19 protein-coding genes are annotated in these 21587 nt (G+C 29.7%); 14 read left to right on the top strand and 5 right to left on the bottom strand.

Going from position 1 to position 21587, the window contains the following annotated elements:
* Window positions 1-46 precede the first annotated feature (46 nt).
* Together OW730_RS17725 and OW730_RS17720 are read left to right on the top strand one after the other, a co-directional pair.
* Window positions 47-1960, top strand: coding sequence for an alpha-glucosidase (locus OW730_RS17725; protein WP_271225384.1), 1914 nt, complete (start codon window positions 47-49; stop codon window positions 1958-1960).
* 68 nt (window positions 1961-2028) lie between these two features.
* Window positions 2029-2706: a class I SAM-dependent methyltransferase gene (locus OW730_RS17720; RefSeq protein WP_271225383.1), complete on the top strand. Its 678-nt coding sequence runs from the start codon at window positions 2029-2031 to the stop codon at window positions 2704-2706.
* A 282-nt stretch (window positions 2707-2988) separates the two neighbouring features.
* On the opposite strand, the gene OW730_RS17715 is transcribed toward OW730_RS17720, so the two are convergent.
* Window positions 2989-4059, bottom strand: coding sequence for an NAD(P)H-dependent flavin oxidoreductase (locus tag OW730_RS17715; RefSeq protein WP_271225382.1), 1071 nt, complete (start codon window positions 4057-4059; stop codon window positions 2989-2991).
* Window positions 4060-4293: 234 nt separating this feature from the next.
* On the opposite strand from OW730_RS17715, the gene fliB reads away from it, so the two are divergent.
* A complete protein-coding gene (gene fliB / locus OW730_RS17710) occupies window positions 4294-5430 on the top strand; it encodes a flagellin lysine-N-methylase (protein ID WP_271225381.1) in 1137 nt (378 codons plus the stop codon).
* Between the two features lie 85 nt (window positions 5431-5515).
* Here the strand turns inward: fliB and OW730_RS17705 are convergent, their stop codons facing one another.
* The 4 genes from OW730_RS17705 to OW730_RS17690 form a co-directional block, all read right to left on the bottom strand.
* Window positions 5516-5818: a carbohydrate-binding protein gene (locus OW730_RS17705; RefSeq protein ID WP_271225380.1), complete on the bottom strand. Its 303-nt coding sequence runs from the start codon at window positions 5816-5818 to the stop codon at window positions 5516-5518.
* A gap of 138 nt (window positions 5819-5956) precedes the next feature.
* A complete protein-coding gene (locus OW730_RS17700; protein WP_271225379.1) occupies window positions 5957-6196 on the bottom strand; it encodes a YkoF family thiamine/hydroxymethylpyrimidine-binding protein in 240 nt (79 codons plus the stop codon).
* A gap of 352 nt (window positions 6197-6548) precedes the next feature.
* Window positions 6549-7079: a ferritin-like domain-containing protein gene (locus OW730_RS17695; RefSeq protein WP_271225378.1), complete on the bottom strand. Its 531-nt coding sequence runs from the start codon at window positions 7077-7079 to the stop codon at window positions 6549-6551.
* Window positions 7080-7165: 86 nt separating this feature from the next.
* On the bottom strand, window positions 7166-8758 hold the full coding sequence (locus tag OW730_RS17690; protein WP_271225377.1) for an alpha-amylase family glycosyl hydrolase: 1593 nt from the start codon (window positions 8756-8758) through the stop codon (window positions 7166-7168).
* A 499-nt stretch (window positions 8759-9257) separates the two neighbouring features.
* On the opposite strand from OW730_RS17690, the gene OW730_RS17685 reads away from it, so the two are divergent.
* From OW730_RS17685 to OW730_RS17635, 11 genes are all read left to right on the top strand, one after another.
* Entirely contained in the window at window positions 9258-10475 is a 1218-nt protein-coding gene (locus OW730_RS17685) for a sugar ABC transporter substrate-binding protein (RefSeq protein WP_271225376.1), read from the top strand.
* Window positions 10476-10543: 68 nt separating this feature from the next.
* On the top strand, window positions 10544-11488 hold the full coding sequence (locus OW730_RS17680; RefSeq protein ID WP_271225375.1) for a carbohydrate ABC transporter permease: 945 nt from the start codon (window positions 10544-10546) through the stop codon (window positions 11486-11488).
* Window positions 11488-12348, top strand: coding sequence for a sugar ABC transporter permease (locus tag OW730_RS17675; RefSeq protein WP_271225374.1), 861 nt, complete (start codon window positions 11488-11490; stop codon window positions 12346-12348). Before OW730_RS17680 ends, OW730_RS17675 begins: the two co-directional genes overlap by 1 nt.
* A gap of 144 nt (window positions 12349-12492) precedes the next feature.
* Window positions 12493-14214: a glycoside hydrolase family 13 protein gene (locus tag OW730_RS17670; RefSeq protein ID WP_271225373.1), complete on the top strand. Its 1722-nt coding sequence runs from the start codon at window positions 12493-12495 to the stop codon at window positions 14212-14214.
* 316 nt (window positions 14215-14530) lie between these two features.
* Window positions 14531-15322 (top strand): amino acid ABC transporter substrate-binding protein, encoded by a 792-nt coding sequence (locus tag OW730_RS17665; protein WP_271225372.1) that lies wholly within the window; start codon window positions 14531-14533, stop codon window positions 15320-15322.
* 8 nt (window positions 15323-15330) lie between these two features.
* Entirely contained in the window at window positions 15331-15999 is a 669-nt protein-coding gene (locus OW730_RS17660) for an amino acid ABC transporter permease (RefSeq protein WP_271225371.1), read from the top strand.
* 11 nt (window positions 16000-16010) lie between these two features.
* The gene (locus OW730_RS17655) at window positions 16011-16748 is read left to right on the top strand and encodes an amino acid ABC transporter ATP-binding protein (RefSeq protein WP_271225370.1); all 738 of its coding nucleotides are present in this window, start codon (window positions 16011-16013) and stop codon (window positions 16746-16748) included.
* A 225-nt stretch (window positions 16749-16973) separates the two neighbouring features.
* Window positions 16974-17933 (top strand): carbohydrate kinase family protein, encoded by a 960-nt coding sequence (locus OW730_RS17650; RefSeq protein ID WP_271225369.1) that lies wholly within the window; start codon window positions 16974-16976, stop codon window positions 17931-17933.
* Between the two features lie 247 nt (window positions 17934-18180).
* Window positions 18181-19059, top strand: coding sequence for a tetratricopeptide repeat protein (locus OW730_RS17645; RefSeq protein ID WP_271225368.1), 879 nt, complete (start codon window positions 18181-18183; stop codon window positions 19057-19059).
* A 106-nt stretch (window positions 19060-19165) separates the two neighbouring features.
* Window positions 19166-20281: an HD-GYP domain-containing protein gene (locus OW730_RS17640; protein ID WP_271225367.1), complete on the top strand. Its 1116-nt coding sequence runs from the start codon at window positions 19166-19168 to the stop codon at window positions 20279-20281.
* 186 nt (window positions 20282-20467) lie between these two features.
* Window positions 20468-21583: an HD-GYP domain-containing protein gene (locus tag OW730_RS17635; protein WP_271225366.1), complete on the top strand. Its 1116-nt coding sequence runs from the start codon at window positions 20468-20470 to the stop codon at window positions 21581-21583.
* Window positions 21584-21587 lie beyond the last annotated feature (4 nt).

Genomic DNA, 21587 nt, shown 5'->3' with positions numbered 1-21587 from the left:
TGTAATGATATAATAAAGTAAAATATTGGAAAATGGAGATGGGGAATTGTTTAATAAGGAAAGTAAGGTTGGGGAAGTGCTTACAAATGCTGTGGGAAGGGATATCTTTTATCAGTTGCTAAGGGAAGCAGGGCTTCTTAAAAAGGAAGGGGTAATATTGAATCCTATTGTTAGGAGAATGAGGCTTAAACACCTTAGTAAGTTATTTAAGAAGTATATTGATGAAGAAATTATAGATGTACTATGTGAAAAAATGAATTTATATGAAAATGAAGAATTGCCAAAGGATAATAAAGTTATAAATAAAACCTGGTGGAGGGAAGGGGTTTTCTATCAGATTTATCCAAGGAGTTTTAAAGATTCAAACAATGACGGAATTGGAGATATTAACGGAGTTATAAGTAAACTAGGCTATTTAAAAGATTTAGGAGTAGATATTATCTGGTTAAGTCCCATTTATGATTCTCCTAATGATGATTATGGATATGATATTAGGAATTACTTTAAGGTGATGAAGGAATTTGGAACTATGGAGGAACTTGAAAAACTAATATATGAATGCCACAAAAGAGGTATGAGAATTATAATGGATCTTGTAATTAATCATACGAGTGATGAACATGAATGGTTTAAAGAATCCTGCAAAAGTAAAGACAATCCCTATAGAGATTATTATATATGGAGAAAAGGAAAAGGGAATAAAGAGGAGCCTAATAATTGGGAATCTTTATTTGGAGGAAGTGCGTGGAAATATCATCATCAAACCAAGGAATATTATCTTCATCTTTTTACAGAGAAACAGGTTGATTTGAATTGGGAAAATAATGAGTTGAGGGAAAAAATATATTATATGGTTAATTGGTGGCTGAACAAAGGTATAGATGGATTTAGGTTAGATGTAATAAACTTTATTTCTAAGAAAGACGGACTACCAAATGGTAATAGGATAATTGGAGAAGTTACTGGGTTTATGGGAATTGAAAATTATGTCTTTGGTCCTAAGGTTCATAAATTCATTAACGAATTAAATAGAAAAACTTATGGGTTAAAAGATACTTTTACTGTAGGTGAATGTAATGGAATTGGACTTGAGGTGGCAAAGTATTTTATACATGAAAAGAGGAGTGAATTGAGTACTGTTTTTAATTTTGATCATATGAATATGCCTGGAAAAAATAGATGGGATGATTATGAATATGATCTTAATTATCTTAAGGAAGCTATGATAAAATTGCAAAAGAACACAACTAACAGCTGTTGGTTTACGCTATTTACAGATAATCATGATTCTCCTAGATTTATTAATAAAGTAACAGGTGAAACAGTTTATCATAATTCTCTTTCAAAGTTACTATGTGTATTAATTTTCACTTTAAAAGGGGTTCCATTCATATATCAAGGGCAAGAAATTGGAATGAGAAATCCAACATTTAAATCTATTGATGAGTTGCGAGATAAAGAGAGTTTATATAAATATAAGGAATTATGTAGTGAAAAGAAAGCTCATGATGAAATAATGAAATCTATTTATACAGGAACCAGGGATAATTCAAGAATTCCCATGATTTGGTCAGATGAGAAGAATGGAGGTTTTTCAAATAAGGAACCATGGATAAGGATTGGTGAGTATTACAGAGAATGTAATGTAAAGGAACAGGAAGCAGATAATACATCTGTACAATCTTTTTTTAAGAAGATGATTGCATTGCGAAAATCAGGGGAGACTTTAATATATGGAGATTTTAAGGTTGTAAATGAACATAAAAAAGATCAGTTTATTTATAAACGCTTAGATGGAAATAGAGAGTTTTTAATAATATTGAATTTAAAGAACAGGAAGAATGTTATTAGGCATGATACTTGCGAATACGAGTTGGTGTTATGTAATTATAATAAAAAAGAATATTCAAGTAATTATAGTGCTTATGAGAGTAGGATTTATAAAAAGAAGTTTAAGTAAATTTGCAATATTTGACATTAACGTATTAAATTGTTATAATTATAACTATCAAATTAAAGGAGGTATTTATGGGAGGACAAGAGCAGTACAATACAATTTCATTAAAAACAGGTGGACACGTAAAAAACTGGAATTCATGCAAAGTTGGTAATTCTGGGGAAGATGTTTATGAAAAACAACTTATCGATTTGTTGTCCAAAAGCAATAAAGTTTTAGATATGGGGTGTAGTTGTGGTGAATTTACCTTAGAAATGTCACAATATTGCGACAATTTAATTGGAGTAGATTTATCACAGGAAATGATAGATATTGCTAATAAATTAAAAAATGAAAGAGACATTTGCAATGTAGACTTTATTTGTACAGACTCTAAAGATGATGTTTTATCTTCATATGAATTTGATTTGATATACTGTAGAAGAGGTCCTACTTCAATAATTTTAAATAACAAGTGTTTGAAGTCGGGTGGAACAATATTTGGCATACACAGAGAAGGATATGATATTGTTAAGAAAAGATTAATAGAAGCTGGATTTAAAGATATTAAAATTAAAGAGTATCTAGCATATGAATATTTTAATACACAGGATGATTTTGCTAAATTCCTTAACAGACTTTCTGGGAACATAGATTATACAGATCCAGAGAATTATGAGAAGTTTAAAAGAAAGCTTATAGAGCACACAGATGGTGCTGGTATTTTTTATAGAGAATGGAGATATATTTGGAAGGCAGTGAAACCTTAAACTATAAAAACATAATGTAGAATGGATAATTGAGAATGGAGAATGATGGATGTTTCTGCTTACTCAGAAACTACATCTTGCTGTTATTTGAAAGAAAATTTTACTCATTTTACTTTAATAAAATATTGTATTTATGTACAATGTTTCATCATAGATTAAACAAGTGAAACCATCTGTTTAAGCAACAATAAGATTATAATTTCACGTAGTGAAATATCAATCATTCTCCATTCTACATTCTCAATTCTCCATTAAAAAAGCACTTCAGCTGAAGTGCTTTTTTTACGCGTTTTTCAAATCTGTAACTAATTCATCCATAAGTTCTTTAACTGATACAATTTTATCAATTCGATAAGTTTCACTTCCGCAGAAAATCAATCCCTTATCAACATCACCTTTAGCTGAATTAATTAGTGCATCTGTGATGCAGAATGGTGTTGTTTTTGGGTCGCACTTTTGTACGCAATTAAAACATTTTGGAAAGTCAGGTCTTGCTTCTGCTACAGCTTTTAGAAACTTATTGTTTATTGCTCTTCCAGGTAGACCAACTGGACTTTGCATTATTGTAATACTCTCTTTAGTACTGTTTACATATGCCTTTTTAAAATCTTCAGATGCATCACATTCGTGTGTAGCAACAAATCTGCTTCCTATTTGAACTCCACTTGCCCCTAATTTTAAGAAAGAAGCAATATCTTTACCAGTAAAAACACCACCAGCTACTATTAGTGGAATTGATGAATTGTGTTTTTCTTTATATTCATCTAAAGTTTTAAGAATTTTCGAGATTTCTTCTTCTGTATTATAATTTTCTAATGAATCAAGAGTATCTCTTTTAAATCCTAAATGACCTCCTGCTTTAGGTCCTTCATATATAAAAGCATCAGGTAATCTATTGTGCTTTTTTAACCAATACCTTAATATTACGTCTGCTGCTTTTTTGGAAGAAATAATAGGTACTAAATTAACTTTAGAATTTTTACATAGAGATGGTAGTTCTAATGGTAAACCAGCTCCAGAGATAATCATATGAGCACCTGCTTCAAGAGATGCTTTAACTAATTTAGCGTAGTTAGTTGCTGCGCACATAATATTTACCCCTATAACACCTTTAGGAGCTATTTCTTTTGCTTTTTCAATATGTTTTTTTAATGCTCTAATATTAGCTTTTAGAGCGTTTTCTCTGAAATCATTTTCTAAATAACCAGGTTGAGCAGCGGAAATCACACCTATTCCACCAAGTTTTGCTACTGCTCCGGCAAGATTGGATAAAGATATTCCTACACCCATTCCTCCTTGTATAATTGGAATTGGCACTTCTATATTGCCTATTTTTAATGGTTTAAAATTCATATAAATACCTCATTTCATATTTATATTTGGTAATCAATATATTTGATTATCAAAGTATTTTTAATAATACATTTATTTTTAGAATAATACATTTATTTTTAGAATAATACATATTATTAAAAATGTAAAGGACAAATAATGGAAATACGTTCATGTTAAATAATTTGTTTATTTTTATGGATATATGATGTAGTATTAAATAATAAACTTTTAAATAGACTATAGGAGAAAAAAATGATTGAAAATAAAGAGGTTTTTATACCTAAATATATGAAGAGTTTTAAGTGCATTGGACCTATTTGTGAGGATACTTGTTGCGCGGGATGGTCAATTCCCATTGATAGAGAAACTTATTTAAAGTACAATCAATTAATAGAAAAAGAAAACAATATATTTAAAGGAAAACTTGAGTTGGTTAATGTTGAAAATAATATGAATTATGCAAGGACATTGACTAAAGAAAAAGATAAATGTGCATTTTTGAATGAAGACAAATTATGTGATATACAGTGTAAATATGGTGAAGAATTTCTTTCTTCCACATGTTATCATTATCCAAGAGTATATAATATTGTGGATGGAATTTATGAAAAAAGTGCAACATTATCTTGTCCTGAAGCAGCTAGGCTTATTTTATTACAAAAAGAGGAATTTGAATTCGTAGAAGATGAAGAGGAAATTAGTGATAATTTCAATGTAAAAAGGATTTATGATTCTTTAGAGTATGAAACTGATTCAATTGAAAATGCATTTTTTTGGGAAATAAGAAGTGCAATTATAAATATTTTTAACTCTGATAAAGGGAAGCTTTCTGAAAAAATTTCTCTTTCAAGATTTTATATAAATAAATTAAAAAGTAAATGGGATAATAATAATCATTATGATGAAATTGAAAGTTTTTTAGAGGGAATGAATGATTTAGATTTTAAAAATCAAATTAGTTTAATATCTAATAATACTCATAAACATATTGAGTATGAAAAAATAATAAGCTTTTTAAGGGAATTATCTGATTGTTCTGCTGCTAACTTAAGATTAAAGGAAAAGGTTAATGAAATTCTAAAAGTAAAAAATGATATTCAAAACTATGAAAATAAATTAAAGGATTCAGAATATGATTATATTTATAAAAATCTTATAATAAATTCAATTTTCATGAGTCTTTATCCACTAAACTCATATGATGATATATTAATAGGACTAAATAAAATATTAGAAAAATATTATTTATTTAAAGCTGTTGCTTCATTATATAGAGAAAGTAAATTTGAAAACGAAATTATTGAATTTATCCAAGTTTTTTATAAAAGTTATGAACATAATGTAGAATTTAATAAATTTTATGAAGAAAAAATATCAAAGTTAATGTAATAGTATGTTATAGTGATGTTATTTTAGTAATACAACAGTATTAACAGATTTAGGAGAAGGAGTGGATTGCTTCTTCTCCTATTTGTTATTTTATTATTTGCCATGGGGTTTCCCAGTGATTTTGGACATCTTGACAAGGCGTATCTCCGCAAGTCCACCATTTTGCTTTGTAAATTTGATTTTTATATGTTACATGGTCACCATATATATATGCACAGTCATTTTTCCATTCACGCAAAATTTCATTGGAGCGATAAATATAATTGTTTTTTGCATGTGTTGAGAAGTGTTTAGTAAAATTATTATGATTAAAATTTCGTATAACATAATTAAGAGAGTGAAGTTGGCACGCGTTTAAATCGAAACTACTAGGATAGTTAAATTCCATTTTATCCTCCAAATACATTCTTAATAATAATATATTATTTTCAAAAATGAAACGTACCCAAAAAAACTTAATAAAAGCTAGAGCACCATTAAATTGATTAATAGAGTAATCTAGCTTTAAAAATGATTAGTTTAAAAATTATTCACAAGCGTTACTGATGGTAACAACCATACTTACTTCTCCGCCGCTTCTCTCAGCTTCATTGAACATCTGTTTTAGAGAGGAAAAAATTTGATCTTGTGAGCCAGTTATAGTTGTATTCATTGAACCTACACAATAATCTACATTTTGATTTTTTAATACATTAATTGAATCATCAATAACATTTGTCGCATGATTAGTTTTTAAAGGGTAAACAGCAACCTCAGCAGTAATCATAATAAATAACTCCTTTGCTTTTTAGGTTTATTTTTACCCACCATTAATAAAATATTCTTAATATTAAAATCTTAATTAAAAAACATAATTGAGAGTTATGAGTTGTGAGTTGAGAACGTCGGACATTTCACTTAGTGAAATTTTAATCTTATTTGATCTTTAATAATAGGGAACAACATATTTAATTCCGGATTCCATAATATAAAATAACAATATTTTATCCTTAGATAAAATGAGTTAAAGCGAATGTTTTTTACCCTATAAATGTAGGTTCTGACTTAAGTCAGAACCATCCATCGTTTTCAATTTTCAACTTTCCGTTCTCAACTCAAAAGTACGTAAGTACTTTTGCCTACGGTTCTATAGGTCCATATAAATCCCTATCATACTTCGTTAAGATTTTAGTGAGTTCTTCAACATGTTCTTTCTCATCTCCAATTACTTCCGTAAGAGTAGTTAAAATTCTCTTGTCAGTAGATTTTGAAAGAAGATGTTCGTAAGATATTATTGCTTCTAATTCCCCTTTAATATCGTGTCTTATAAAGTTGAGAATGTTAATCATATGAATTTTTTCGCATTCATAAGTAGATCTATGGTTTTTATGTGATTTTCTGCCTCTATGATGGTTTTTCATAACATCTAGATACTTTTCCATCTGTACATCGTCATTCTTTCGTATAAGTTCAAGAAACATTCCATAATGTTTTTTTTCCTCTTGCATAATATGTGTAAGTTCTCTAGAAATTTCGTTTATTGGACAAATAGCTATGTGATGAGAATAATCATTGATAGCCACTATTTCTCCAATTAAAGCCTCTCTTAAAAAGTTGCTTTCATTGTTCGCAATTCCTTGAGGTTGACCATTGTGAACAGTATAACTCATAAAAAATCACCTTATTATTATTGTAATATATTATATTTATGAGATTTACCTTTCGTACCTATGGTGAGTAGTTATTATTTATAAAACTACTTAATAAGCACTGAAGAGTAAGGAGGTAAAGATATTTTAATCTGCCCATTATCATAAGAAAAATCTATATTTTCAGTACTATTAAATGTTTCGATTACTGAGCCAGCAAGTTCTTTATCAATTTTAAATTGGGCTTCAACTTTATCAGCGCTTACATTATGGATGACTAAGTGAGTTGCTTCCTCTGTATATCTATAAAATGAAAGGAATTTTCCATGTGACTTTATAAACTCGATATCACCACTAGTAAGAGTTATATCTTCCTTTCTATAATTAATAAGATCTTTATAATGTGATAGGATTGATTGTGAATCATCTAATTGCTGATTTGCGGGTGTTGTATCTATGTTATACTTTAATTGTTCCCAAGAAGTTTCACCATCTTTTCCTTCTCCATTCCAAATGAACGGTTCTCTTAAATATTCATCAGGTTTTTTTCCTTTCATTCCAATCTCTTCGCCATAATAAATGAAAGGGTTTCCAGGTAAAGTTAAATATATGCTAGCTGCAACTTTTCCTTGATTTTCATTAGTTACTAATGACATTACTCTGTTCATATCATGATTTGTTAAGAATGGAGCATCTACATAAGAATCGGTTATTTCATAACTATAATTTTTATAAACTCCTCTTAAGTCACCTCGCAACTCAATAGCAAATCCAGAGTTTACTGCGCTAATTATTGGTTTTCCTATATTAAAATTGAAGCAAGAATCCATGACGTTAAAATAAGATGTTATCACACCAGGAGAACTCCAAATTTCCCCTATTAAATAAGTATCTTTTTTATATGCAGCTAATGATTTTCTGAAATAATCCCACCATGCAATTGAATCATCAAATCTATCAGGTTCATAAATGTGTAGAGCAGCATCTATACGAAATCCATCAACGCCTATATCTAACCACCATTTTGCTGTTTCAATAATCTCTTTTTGAACTTCTGGATTGTCGAAATTTAAATCAGGCATTCCTGACCAAAAGGTATTATAATAATAAGTGTTACCAGAATTTGCCCAGGCTTTGTTACCTACTGGAGAGATGGTGCTTAAATCGGTGTTTTCATCTGCCCATACATAATAATCTCTGTATTTATTCTCTTCTGAACTAATAGCCTCTTTAAACCATTCGTGTTGGTCGCTTGTATGATTAGGGATATAATCTAAGATAATTTTAATGTTTCTGTTATGACACTCTTTTAAAAGGTTTTTAAAATCATCAATTGTTCCAAAATCAGAATTAATCTCTTTATAATCTATCACGTCATACCCATGGTAACTAGGAGACTCGTATATTGGGGATAACCAAATACCTGTGATTCCTAGATTCTCTAAGTAATCAAGTTTATTAGTTATACCGTTAAGATCTCCTATTCCATCATTATTAGAGTCATTAAAAGAACGTACGAATATTTGATAATAAATATCACCATTCTTTTTTGTTGTATATGCATATTCAATATTTTTCTCAACTTCTTTTCTTTCAGTTGATAGTTTAACATAATAACCAATGCTTAAGATAGAAAATAATAATATGCTGCAGGTTATATAAGTGATTAATGGTTTTCTTATTTTTCTGACAAAGCTCAAAGTAATGCCCCCTTTATGTTAATATATATCTAGGATAATAGAACAGTAAAAATAATGCAATAGAATTTAAAGAATAAATGCAACCGATTGCTCAAAGGTGGGAACTTTTTAATTCCTTTGAGGGATAAAAACATCTAGATTACAAATAATATTTACATGTATTATTGAAGAGATATATTAATAATGATGGAACAATTATATGAAAGAGAAAGTTAAGATAGTAGTGGTATACGGTATACTGGCGTTCCCATCAAGGCTGGAAGAAGTGTAATGGTTAAGAAAAAGTCAATAATTACATAGTTAGGTAAATGTGATACATTAGTGGAAAAAGTGAAATTTTTAACATAGAAATTTATCTATAAATTTGCTAGTTTGTGAAATAAAATTATTGACTAATGAAAAAACAGCTTGTATAATAAAGACATGAAATGCAATCGTTTTCACAAAAATAATTTAAGTAATTACATTACAAAAAAAACATTTATTGGGGGGAATACCTATGAATAAGCATTTTAAAGTATTTATGTCAATTCTAACTGTTATTGCATTATCATTAGCATTCGTTGGCTGTGGTAATAAAGGTAATAACAAAAATGAAAGCAACAATCAAAGCAAAAGTAATGAAAAGAAATCAGTTGAATTAACAGTTTGGTCACATTTAACTGAAGAAGAAGTTGTTGATTTAGACAAAGTAGCTCAAGCATGGGCTGAAGAAACAGGAAACAAGGTTAAAGTAATTCATGATAAAGGTGATTTCCAAGCTTATTTACAAGCTGCAAATAGTTCTAAAGGACCAGATATTATGTTTGGTTTAGCACATGATAACTTAGGTACATTTAATCAAGCTAAATTATTAGCAGAAGTTCCAGAAGGTGTTATCACTGATGATATTCAACAATCAGCATTAGATGCTGTAATGTTTGATAATAAAGCTTACGCACTTCCAATAGGAATGGAGTCTATTGCTTTATTCTATAACAAAGATTTAGTTGATGCAGTTCCAGAAACAATTGAAGAATTAATCAAAGTAGGTCAAGAAAAAGGATTTATGTTTGATGCTAATAACTTATACTTCAATTTCCCTATTATTGCAGGAAATGGTGGATATGTTTTCGGTAAAGATGATCATGGAAACTTAACAGCAGGTGACTTAGGATTAGGAGAAGCTGCTACTCCTGGATATGAAATGTTACAAGATTTCGTTGGTAAGTACGGATTAATGCCTAAAGATATAACTGGTGATATTGCAAAAGGTAAATTTACAAATGGTGAAATTGCATTCTACGTAAGTGGTTCATGGGATGTAGCTGGATTTGAAGAGGCTGGTCTTAACTTTGGAATTTCAAAAATGCCACAAATCAAAGGTAAAGTTGCTCCAACTTTCTTAGGTGTTCAAGTAGCATTTGTTAGTCCAAAGAGCGATAAGCAAGATGCAGCATGGGATTTTGCAAAATATGTAAGTGAAAAATCTTTCTTTAACAGATTACCTGTTAGAAAATCACACTTAGAAGATATTAAAGATAATGAAATACTTTCAGGTTTTGCTGAGCAAGCTACTTATGGAATTCCAATGCCAAATATTCCAGAAATGCAAAGTGTTTGGCCAATGAATGATTCATTCGGAATGTTAACTAGAGGAGAAATGTCTCCAGAAGATTTTGCAAAACAAGTAGAATCAGATATTAAAGAAGCAATTGAATTACAAAACGCAGAGTAGTAATACAGGGGGGGACTAGTGTTACCCCCCTTTTATTAATCAGATGAGAAATCCTAAGGAGGAGACCTATGGAAATTAAAGCTAAAAAGAAAAAAAGGCCTTTAAGTGACCGCTTAAGACCTTATGGGTATTTATCACCCGCGTTAATATCAATTTCCTTATTATCATTACTACCAATATTATATACTATTTATATAGCTTTTACAAATTATTCTATAAAACATTTAGATGATTATACTTTCGTAGGGTTTAAAAACTTTATAAATATTCTTAATGGGCCTTTATCAAAAATATTTTTACCGGTATTTGTGTGGACATTTGCATATGCATTACTTTCCGTTTTCGGTACGTATTTTATTGGTTTATTATTTGCAATAGTATTGAATAACCCAGATATGAAAGAAAGAAATATATATAAAGCTTTTTTAGTAATTCCTTGGGCTTTACCAGCGACAATAGCTATACTTTCTTGGAAGGGATTACTTCATGAGACTTATGGTGGTATTAATATACTGCTTCAGAACTTAGGGATTATTTCAGAACCAATTCCATGGTTAAGTAATGTATTTTGGGCAAGAACTGGTTTGATCATAGTAAATCTATGGTTAGGATTCCCGTATATGATGAATGTTTGCCTTGGGGCATTATCTGCAATACCAAAGACGTATTATGAAGCTGCTGATATTGACGGTGCAAACTGGTGGATTAAGTTTAGAAAAATTACTTTGCCTTCGATAATGTCTTCATCATTGCCTCTTTTAATTTCATCATTCGCATTCAATTTTAATAATTTTATGAATGCTTACTTAATTACAAAAGGTGGACCAAGAGTTCCAGGAGGATCGCAATTTGCAGGAGGTACAGATATACTTATAAGTTCTGCATATAAATTAGCAATGGACAAAAACTTATTTCATCTTGCTTCAGCTTTAAGTGTACTTATATTCTTGGTGGTTGGTACAATAAGTTTAATTAACATGAAGATGTCAGGTGCATTTAAGGAGGTAGATTAATGAGTACTAATTCTGTTAAATATGTTAGAAAGATGAAAAAACATGAAAAGATATCTTTGTGGGCTGGCAGAGTTTTTATCTGGTTTGCAATATTGCTTGTGTTGTTCCCTGTGTTCTGGATTGTTACTGCATCTTTAAGAACAGGTGATGCATTTTTCTCTTCAGACTTATTACCTAAAGAAATCACATTTGATAATTATATAAATGTATTTAAGGAAACTGGTTTTGCAACATGGATAAAAAACAGTGTGGTTATTGCTTCTTGTGTTGCTTCTTTACAATTATTAATGTCAATTACTTCAGCATATGCTTTTTCTAGAATGAGATTTAAAGGTAGAAAGTATGGATTAATGTCATTATTAATATTACAGATGTTTCCAGCTATGATGACTCTAGCTGCTATTTATGGAATATTGTATAAATATGATTTGATAGATAACAAAATTGCCTTGATTCTTATATTATCTGGAGGTAGCGCGTACAATATTTGGCTATTGAAAGGGTTTATTGATGGAATACCAAAAGCTCTTGATGAAGCTGCTATGGTTGATGGTGCATCTCATTGGCAAATATTCACGAAAATTATATTACCTCTAAGTAGATCAATGTTAGCTGTAATTTTCTTATTTAGCTTTATTGGTATTTATAGTGAGTTTGTAATTTCTAGTGTTGCATTAAAAAGTCCAGAGAATTACACTTTGGCTATAGGATTAAATTCATTTATTAAGAATGAATTTGCAGCTAATTGGACTCAGTTCGCAGCAGCAGCCATTATGGGAGCATTACCTGTAGTTGGTCTATTCGTAGCATTACAAAAGTATATTGCAAAAGGATTAGTTGCAGGAGCTGTTAAAGGTTAATATAGAGAATCTATAGTGAAACTTGATTTATACGTATCTCAAAATCTCAGCGTTTATATGAGTTTTGAGTATGTATAAATTTAGTTTTCACTTGGAATCTCTAGAGACATTTGAAAATAATCTAGATGAGGAAGGGAATATCTGATGAACATAAATAAACATGCTATATATCATATTGCAGACGTACCATATGCTTATGGTGTTGAGAAAGATACATTAAGAGTTAGAATAAGAGTAGCTCATGATGAAATTGATAAATGCGAAGTCTATTTCAAAGACAGATACAAAGGAGAAGATGAGTATCAAGTTCAGGAAATAGAAAAAAGATTTGTTACAGATATGTTTGATTACTTTGAAGGGGAGATTACGCTTCCTAGCAAGAAGTTCAAGTATAATTTCAAGCTTACAGGTTGTAATAGAGAAGTTCTTTACTTCAGTGAGAGAGGTGCAACTGAAGAATTTAATAAAGATGGTGGGTTCCAATTCCCTTATATCTGTAATGCTGATATGTATAAATCACCTGATTGGTTAAAAGAAGGTATAGTATATCAAATATTCCCAGATAGATTCTGTAATGGGGATGAGATGAATGATCCAGAAGGTGTTCTTCCATGGGGTGAGCCTGTTACTACTCAAACAATGTTTGGTGGGGATATTCAAGGGGTAATTGATAAACTTGATTATCTTGATGATTTAGGTGTAGATATTATCTACTTCACGCCTGTTTTTGAATCTACAACAAATCATAAATACAATACTAGAGATTATTACAAAATTGATCCTCAATTCGGTGATGTTGAAACTGTTAAAGAACTTGTTAAAAAGGCTCATGAAAAGAATATAAAAATTCTATTTGATGCTGTGTTTAATCATTCAGGAAGAGATTTCTTTGCATTTGAAGATGTAATTAAAAATGGTGAGAAATCAAAGTATAAAGATTGGTTCTTTATACATGACTATCCAGTTGATATTGAAAAAATAAATTATGATACTTTTGCAGACAGTGTATCAGAAATGCCAAAACTAAACACTGAGAATCCTGAAGTTGTTGATTATCTACTTGACGTATCAGAGTATTGGATAAAAGAAGTGGGTATCGATGGATGGAGATTAGATGTTTGTAATGAGGTGGATCATAAATTCTGGAGAGAATTTAATAAGAGAGTAAAGAAGACTAATCCAGAAGCAATTATTATTGGAGAAATAATGCATGAGTCATCTCAGTGGTTAAGAGGTGATCAAATGGATGGAATCATGCACTATCCATTTAGAGAGTTAGTAATTGATTTCTTTGCTAAAAGAAAAATATCTTCTCAAGAGTTTATCAGAGGTTTAGTTCAAAATAGAGTTCTTTATATGGATGAAATTAATAGAAATCAATTTAATTTACTAGATAGTCACGATACAGAAAGATATCTGACTACTTGTAAAGAGGATATTAATAGATTAAAGCATACAATGGTTTTCCAATACTCTTACATCGGTGTGCCATACATTTACTATGGTGGAGAAGTTGGAATGGTTGGAGAAGGAGATCCAGATTGCAGAAGATGCATGATTTGGGAAGAAGATAAACAGAATAAAGAAGTATTAGATCTTTATAAGAAGTTAAACAGAATTAGAAAAGAAAATAAGGTTCTTATTTACGGAGAATTTGAATGCTTATATTCTGATGATAATGTGCTTATTACAAAAATGTATAATGAAAAAGATTGTGTAATTACTATACTTAATAATAATGAAGAGAAAAAATCTATTCAATGTGATGAATTAAATGGAAATTACTTTGATATGCTAGCTGAGAAGGAAATCAAATTTGATGGAAAGATTGATTTAGATGCTAACGAAATGTTTATGATTAAATAGTTTAAAGCACCCGAGAAATTGGGTGCTTTAATTTATACATATGAGATGAAAAAAAGTATCGTTAGTTATTGACATTTATTATTTGAAAAGTTATAATGTCAATATAAGTCGAATTAGGAGGAATGGATATGAAATCAATAATTAATTTAATAAAAAATTATAAAAGTGAATCTGTTTCTCTATGTTGTTGCTGTACATGTCAAAACTTAATAGACAAGTATAGCTGAATTTAGTGCGTAAAAATATATGTTTATACGGGATGCCTAAATTAGGTGTCCCTTTTTTATTTTATTTTTTAAATTTTAGGAGGTATTTTATGAAAAAGAAAGGTTTTATTTTATTAATGGCAGTACTGATGGTATTAGGAGTTGCTTCATGTGGGAAAAAAAATGATGGAGTAGCAAATAAGCAAGAAAGAAACAAAATAGTGATTGGGATGAGTGGGGGTTATAAGCCTTACACATTCTTAAATGAAAATGATGAATTGCAAGGATTTGATGTAGATGTTTGGAAAGAAATTGGAGCAAGACTTGACTCTGAAATAGAGTTTAATAGAGCAGATTTTAGTGGACTTTTTGGAATGTTAGACAATGGTCAATTAAATACAATTGCTAACCAGATTACTGTTACAAAAGAAAGAGAAGAAAAATATATATTTACAGAAGCATATGTTTATTATGGTGCACAATTATTATCTCATAAAGATGATAATTCAATAAAGTCATTAGAAGATCTTAAAGGGAAAAAAGTTGGAGTTAGTTTAGGTTCAAATTATGAAAATATGATTAGAGAGTTTGATACAGGAAATGAAATTGAGGTAGTAACTTATGATGGTTCAGGATTATATCATGATTTATCATTAGGAAGAATTGACGCTGTATTGATGGATAAGCTTTCAGGATTAACTGTAATAGAAGAATCAGACTTAGATATCAAATTAGCAGGTGAACCAATTCAAGAGCTTATAAATGCATTTCCATTCGTTAAGAGCGATGACAACGAAAAGCTAGTGGAAGAGATAAATAAAGTAATGAAGGAAATGAAAAATGATGGAACTTTAACTGAAATTTCTCTTAAGTGGTTCCCAATTGATATAACTAAAAAGTAGGTGGGAAAATGAGTTTCGATATAAATTATTTTGCTAAGAGAATTTTAGTGATTGGTAGATATTTACCAACTACGTTGAGTATAGCCATATTGGCTATGCTCTTTGGAATTATAATAGGACTTATTTTAGCATTATTTAAAAGTGAAGTAAAAAATAGATATGTGAACTTACTTATTGATACATACATATCGTTTTTTAGAGGTACTCCACTAATGGTACAGTTGTTTATCTTTTACTTTGGATTACCACAATTATTTGAAGGTTTATCAAATGTAGGTGCTTATGAAATGTCCATTGCTGTGATGAGTTTAAACGCTGGAGCGTATATGTCTGTAATCATTAGATCAGCAATAAGTTCTGTTCATAAAAACCAGATGGAAGCTGCTCAATCTCTTGGAATGGGAAAACTTAAAGCTATGGTAAAAATAATAATTCCACAAGCTGCTAGAATTGCTGTTCCTCCACTTAGTAACACATTCATAAGTTTAATTCAGGGAACAGCAATAACATTTATTTTGGGGGTAAAAGATATAATGGCATCTGCTAAGGTTGGTGCATCAGCAAGCTATAAATTTTTCGAGAATTTTTTAGCAGTGGGAATAATATATTGGATAATTACATTGATTATATCCTATTTAACTAAGAGAATTGAAAGTAGAATGAATAAATCCTATTAAGGAGGGTAGTAATGATCAAGATAAGGAATATACAAAAGAGCTTTGGAGATATTGAAGTTCTTAAGAATATTGGATTAGATGTAAAAGAAGGAGAAGTTGTTTCAATTATTGGTTCATCTGGATCTGGAAAATCAACATTTTTAAGATGTATTAACTATCTGGAAAAAGCTGATGGCGGTTCTATTGAAATTAATGATAAAAAAGTTCAGTTAAGTAAAGCTGATAAAAAAGAAGTAAGTTTTTTAAGAAATAATACAGCAATGGTATTTCAAAGTTTTGCTCTTTTTAATAATAAAACAGCAGAAGAGAATATAATGGAAGGTTTAATTTCTGTTAAAAAGATAAGCAAGGAAAGAGCGAGAGAAAAAGCAAATCAACTTTTGGAAAAAGTTAACTTGAAAGATAGAAGTAAACATTATCCTAGTCAATTATCAGGAGGACAACAGCAGAGGGTTGGTATTGCCAGGGCAATAGCAATGGAACCTAAATTGCTATTGTTTGATGAACCTACATCTGCACTAGATCCAGAACTGGTAGGTGAAGTGTTAACCTTGATAAGGGAGATTGCATCGGAAAATAGAACTATGTTGATTGTTACACATGAGATTGAATTCGCTTTGAAAATTTCTGATAGAATTATTTATATGAAAGATGGTGAAATAGAAGTTCAAGGTACACCATCAGAGATTATGTTTAGTGAAAACGAAAGTTTGAATAAATTTTTAAAGACATTTAAAGAACGAGTATAAAAAGAATAATTTGAGAAAAATAATCACACAGAAAAGGAAAACTATTTCCTTTCTGTGTGTATTTTTTTAAAAGAAAATTATTAAATGTTTTATGAAAGTGTATATACAGAAGAAGATTAATAATATTTTTAATTATCTGAAGAAAGGGAAGTATATAATTAAGGACTTTAATTTATTGTCGAAATGTGATAAAATTACATGGTTGGATTAGGAGGAGGAAGAGGTATGAGTGTAAATTCAAAAGACTATGCCTTAGTATTTGGTGCGTCGGTTGTTGATATATTTGGATTCTCAGGGGATTGTTACAGACAGTTTAACTCTACACCGGGAAAAGTTAAGATATCCTTTGGTGGTGTTTGTCGTAATATTGCTGAGAATATGGCTAGAATAGGTGTTAATACTAAGCTTATTTCCATTTTAGGTAATGACGAAATAGGTAGAAGTATGTTAGAACACTCTAAAGTTATTGGATACGATATGAGTGAATCTCTAATATTAGAAAAGGGTGGAACTCCTACATATATGGCAATTTTAAATGAGAATGGAGAAATGGTATCTGGAATTGCAGATATGAAGAGTATTGGTGAGATGGATATGAAATTCATATTATCTAAAGCTGAACTTATAGAAAATGCTGAATATACTTTTTTAGATGCAGATGATCCTAACAATCTTGAGTTCATACTGACTCAGTTTGAAGGAATGACAAAATTTATTTTGGACCCAGTGTCAGCAGCTAAGGCTGAAAAAATAAAACATTTAATTAAATATTTTCATACTATCAAACCTAATAGACATGAAGCTGAAGTCTTAGCGGGATTTAAAATCAATGATGTAGATGATTTAGAAAGAGCGTGTGATTATTTCTTAGAATTAGGAATTGAAAATGTTTTTATTAGTTTAGACGAAGATGGGATATTCTTTGCAAATAAAGATAAAAGAGGACAGATAAAAGCAAATAATGTACTTGTTAGAAATGTTACTGGTGCAGGGGATTCATTTGTTGCTGGATTAGGGTATTCTTACATGAATAACTTACCAATTGAAGAAGCTGTTAAATTTTCTATGGGTATGTCAATAATCACAATTTCTCATGTGGAAACTATTCATCCTAAAATGTCATATGAATATGTGATGGATAAATTAAAAGAAATTACTTGGGAAGAAACAGTAAGAGTTGTTTAGATAGCATATATTGCTTAAAATGTATTACGCTCATTTAGTACATTTGCAGCAATATATGCTTTTGATTTATTTTTGAACAATACTTGAATAAAGTATAACAGTGAAATGTTTAAATAATTCGATTTTATTGTAAAGAAAATGTTAAGACTAATAATGTTTCATCGATATATTAATTACCTAAGTAATTAGATTAAAGTAATAAGTAAAAGCTTTTATTAGAGTCAAGGGAAATAAGTTAGGAGTAAATATGTATAAATTTAACAACAATAAAAGTATTGCATATGATCATTTATATAAAGGGGAAAAAATTAAAGCATATAAGTTTTTTAAAAAGGCGCATAAAATTTACCCATGTGGTGATACCGAATTTTTAATAGACTATGCATTATTATGCGATGAACTTGGATTGAAGAAAGATGCAATTGAAATTTATAAACAAGTTATTATTGAAGGGGAAGATGATAGAGCTTATTATGGAATTGCAATAATACTTGAAGAACTTGAAGAAATTGAAGAGGCACAGGAATACTATGAAAGATGCATTAGTCTTAATCCTAAAAATGATAGAGGATTGTTTTTTTATGCTAATCTTCTAGATGAAAAAGGTGAAAAAGTTAGAGCTATAGAATTTTATGAAAGAGTATTAGAGTTAGTTCATGATGACTTTTGGGCATTTGTTAACTTAGCTGCGATTTATGAAGAATTAAATGAGAATAATAAAGCTTATGAATTGCTTAAAAAAGCATATGAAATTGATAATAAAGATTTTATGGTTAACTTTAATCTTGGAGTAGTATTGAATAAAATGAACGTAGTTGAGGAGTCAATAGCTTTTTATAAGAAGACAATCGAGTTAAATAAGGAATATTCATATGCATATTTGAATCTTTCAGTAATTTATAAAGAAAAAAAAGAATACTTAAAAAGCATTTTTTGGTTAACAAAAGGTATTGAAAATAATAGCGATGAAGCTTTTTTATATTATAATAGAGCATGTTTGTTTTCCTTGATTAATGATGAAAAACTTGGTATAGAAGATTTAAATAAAGCAATAGAACTATACCCGAAATTCAAGGAATATGCGAAAAAAGATAATGAGCTAATAAACATAATCAGATACCTTTGAAAACTTTACAGAAATATGTAATATTTGATATAATATAAGTAGTTTTAGTTACAAACCAATGAATAAATGTGTGAAATTGAGTTAAGAAGATTTTAGGGGGAACAGCATGAAGTACACTGTAGAAAAGTTATTGCCGAATGATTTGAAACCAGATATGATATTGGCCCATAACCTTGTAATTGACAATGTAAAACTTCTTGTAGCAGGTGCTAAACTCACGCAGACGATGATTAATAAAATTATTAGTCTTCAGCCCTTTATGGATGTATACATCTATAAGGCTTTGGAAAAAGGTGCATTAAATATAAAACCTGCAGAAGTATATGATAAGGAAAGTTATAAGTATGCAAATTTATCTGAAGGAAGAAGAGTTAAAGCGCAAGAATTAGAAAAGTCAATAGATAATTTCTCAAGAGAAATGAAAGGGGTATTCAAATCTATTTCTATTGATGAGAAGATTGATGTTGAAGATGTGAGAAAATATTCTAAAACAATTATAGAAGAGTTTGGGGAGTATGATTATGACATATTAATCAAAAACTTGTTGTTTGACAAAGGTGTTGATGAGTATCTATATAGGCATTCAATTAATGTAAGTATTTTGTCAACTATGATTGGTAAATGGATGGGGATCGATGGGAGAGACTTGCTATTATTAACTTATAGTGCTTTGCTTCATGATGTTGGAAAGACATTAATTGATTCGCAAATATTGAACAAGCCTAGTGCTCTTACAAAAAAAGAATATGATGAAATCAAGAAGCATTGTGAGTATGGGTATAAAATTGTAAAAAATACTAAATTCTTAGACCCTTCAGTTGCAATGGGTATTTTGATGCATCACGAAAGAATTGATGGAAGTGGATATCCTCTTGGAATTAAGGGAGAAAAAATTCATAAGTTTGCAAAAATAATAGCAGTTGCTGATGAGTTTGATGCTATGACTTCTAATAAAGTATATAGTAGTAAAAAATCACCCTTTTTATGTCTTGAAGAGCTTCAAAGTGTAGCATGGAATAAGTTGGATGGGGGCGTTTGTGCTGCATTTTTAAAGCATTTAACTACAATATACATGGGAGAATACGTACGTCTTAATAATGGAAAAGTAGGGAAAATTATTAAGCTTGACATGTTTAATATTTCAAGACCATTAATAAATATTGATGAGGAGTTTATTGATTTAAAAACACGAAGTGATTTATACATTGAAGAACTTTTATAGAAGAATAAACTTATAATTTTAAATAATAAAAACACCATTAATAATGGTGTTTTATTATTTAAAACAGAACTAAAGGTTAAAACTTTACAGAAAGATGAACTATTTGATATAATATATTCCTGTAAAGTTATAAATTATAGAATACAAGTGAGAAATAGAGCTTGAGGGCGGCTTAGGGGGAACGAAATGAAGAGCAATGTAGAAACGTTATTGCCTGATGAATTGAGGCCAAATATGATCTTGGCTGAAGATCTTGTAATTGACAATGTTAAACTTCTTATAGAAGGTGTTGAACTAACACAAAAGATGATTGATAAAATAATTAGTCTTCAGTCATTCATTGAGGTAAAAGTCTATATGGCTTTAAAAAAAGGTCATTTGGATGTGCAATCAACAGAAATCAATAATAAGGAATGTTTTAAGTATTCGAATTTATCTGAAACTAAAAGAGTTCAAGTACAAAAATTAGAAAAATCACTCGACGATTTTACTGAAGACATGAAAAGTGTTCTTAAATGTATTTCTCTTGATAAAAAAATTGATGTTGATGATGTAAGAAAATATTCCAAAATAATTATAGATGAGTTTGGTGAGTATGATTACGACATCCTTATCAAAAGTATATTGCTTGACAAAAGTGTTGATGAATATCTATACAGGCATTCAATTAATGTAAGTATTTTATCATCCATGATTGGAAGGTGGATGGGGATTCAAGGAAGAGAATTATTATTACTAACATATAGTGGTTTGCTTCATGATATTGGGAAGACGTTAATTGATCCCAAAATATTGAACAAGCCTAGTGCTCTTACTAAAAATGAGTTTGAAGAAATTAAGAAGCATACTGAATATGCTTATAAAATTATTAAAAAAGCCCGTTTTTTGGACCCTTCTGTAGGAATGGGAGTATTGATGCACCATGAAAGAATTGATGGAAGTGGATATCCTTTTGGTATAAAAGGTGAAAAAATTCATAAATTTGCCAAGATTATAGCTGTAGCAGATGAGTTTGATGCTATGACTTCGAATAAAGTGTATAGTAAGAGAAAGTCACCTTTTTTGTGTTTGGAAGAACTTCAAAGTGGGGCATGGAATAAATTGGATGGAGATGTTTGTGCTGCTTTTTTAAAGAATCTAATCATTGTATATACTGGAGAAAATGTTCGTCTTAATAATGGAAAAGTGGGGAAAATAGTTAAACTTGATATGTTTAATATTTCCAAACCATTAATAAATGTTGATGAGGAGTTTATTGATTTAAAAACAAGAAGAGATTTATACATTGATGAACTTTTATAAAATT

This window comes from Oceanirhabdus sp. W0125-5, assembly GCF_027938815.1.
Lineage (GTDB): Bacteria > Bacillota > Clostridia > Clostridiales > Clostridiaceae > Oceanirhabdus.
This window is presented reverse-complemented; position numbering and strand designations above follow the sequence as displayed.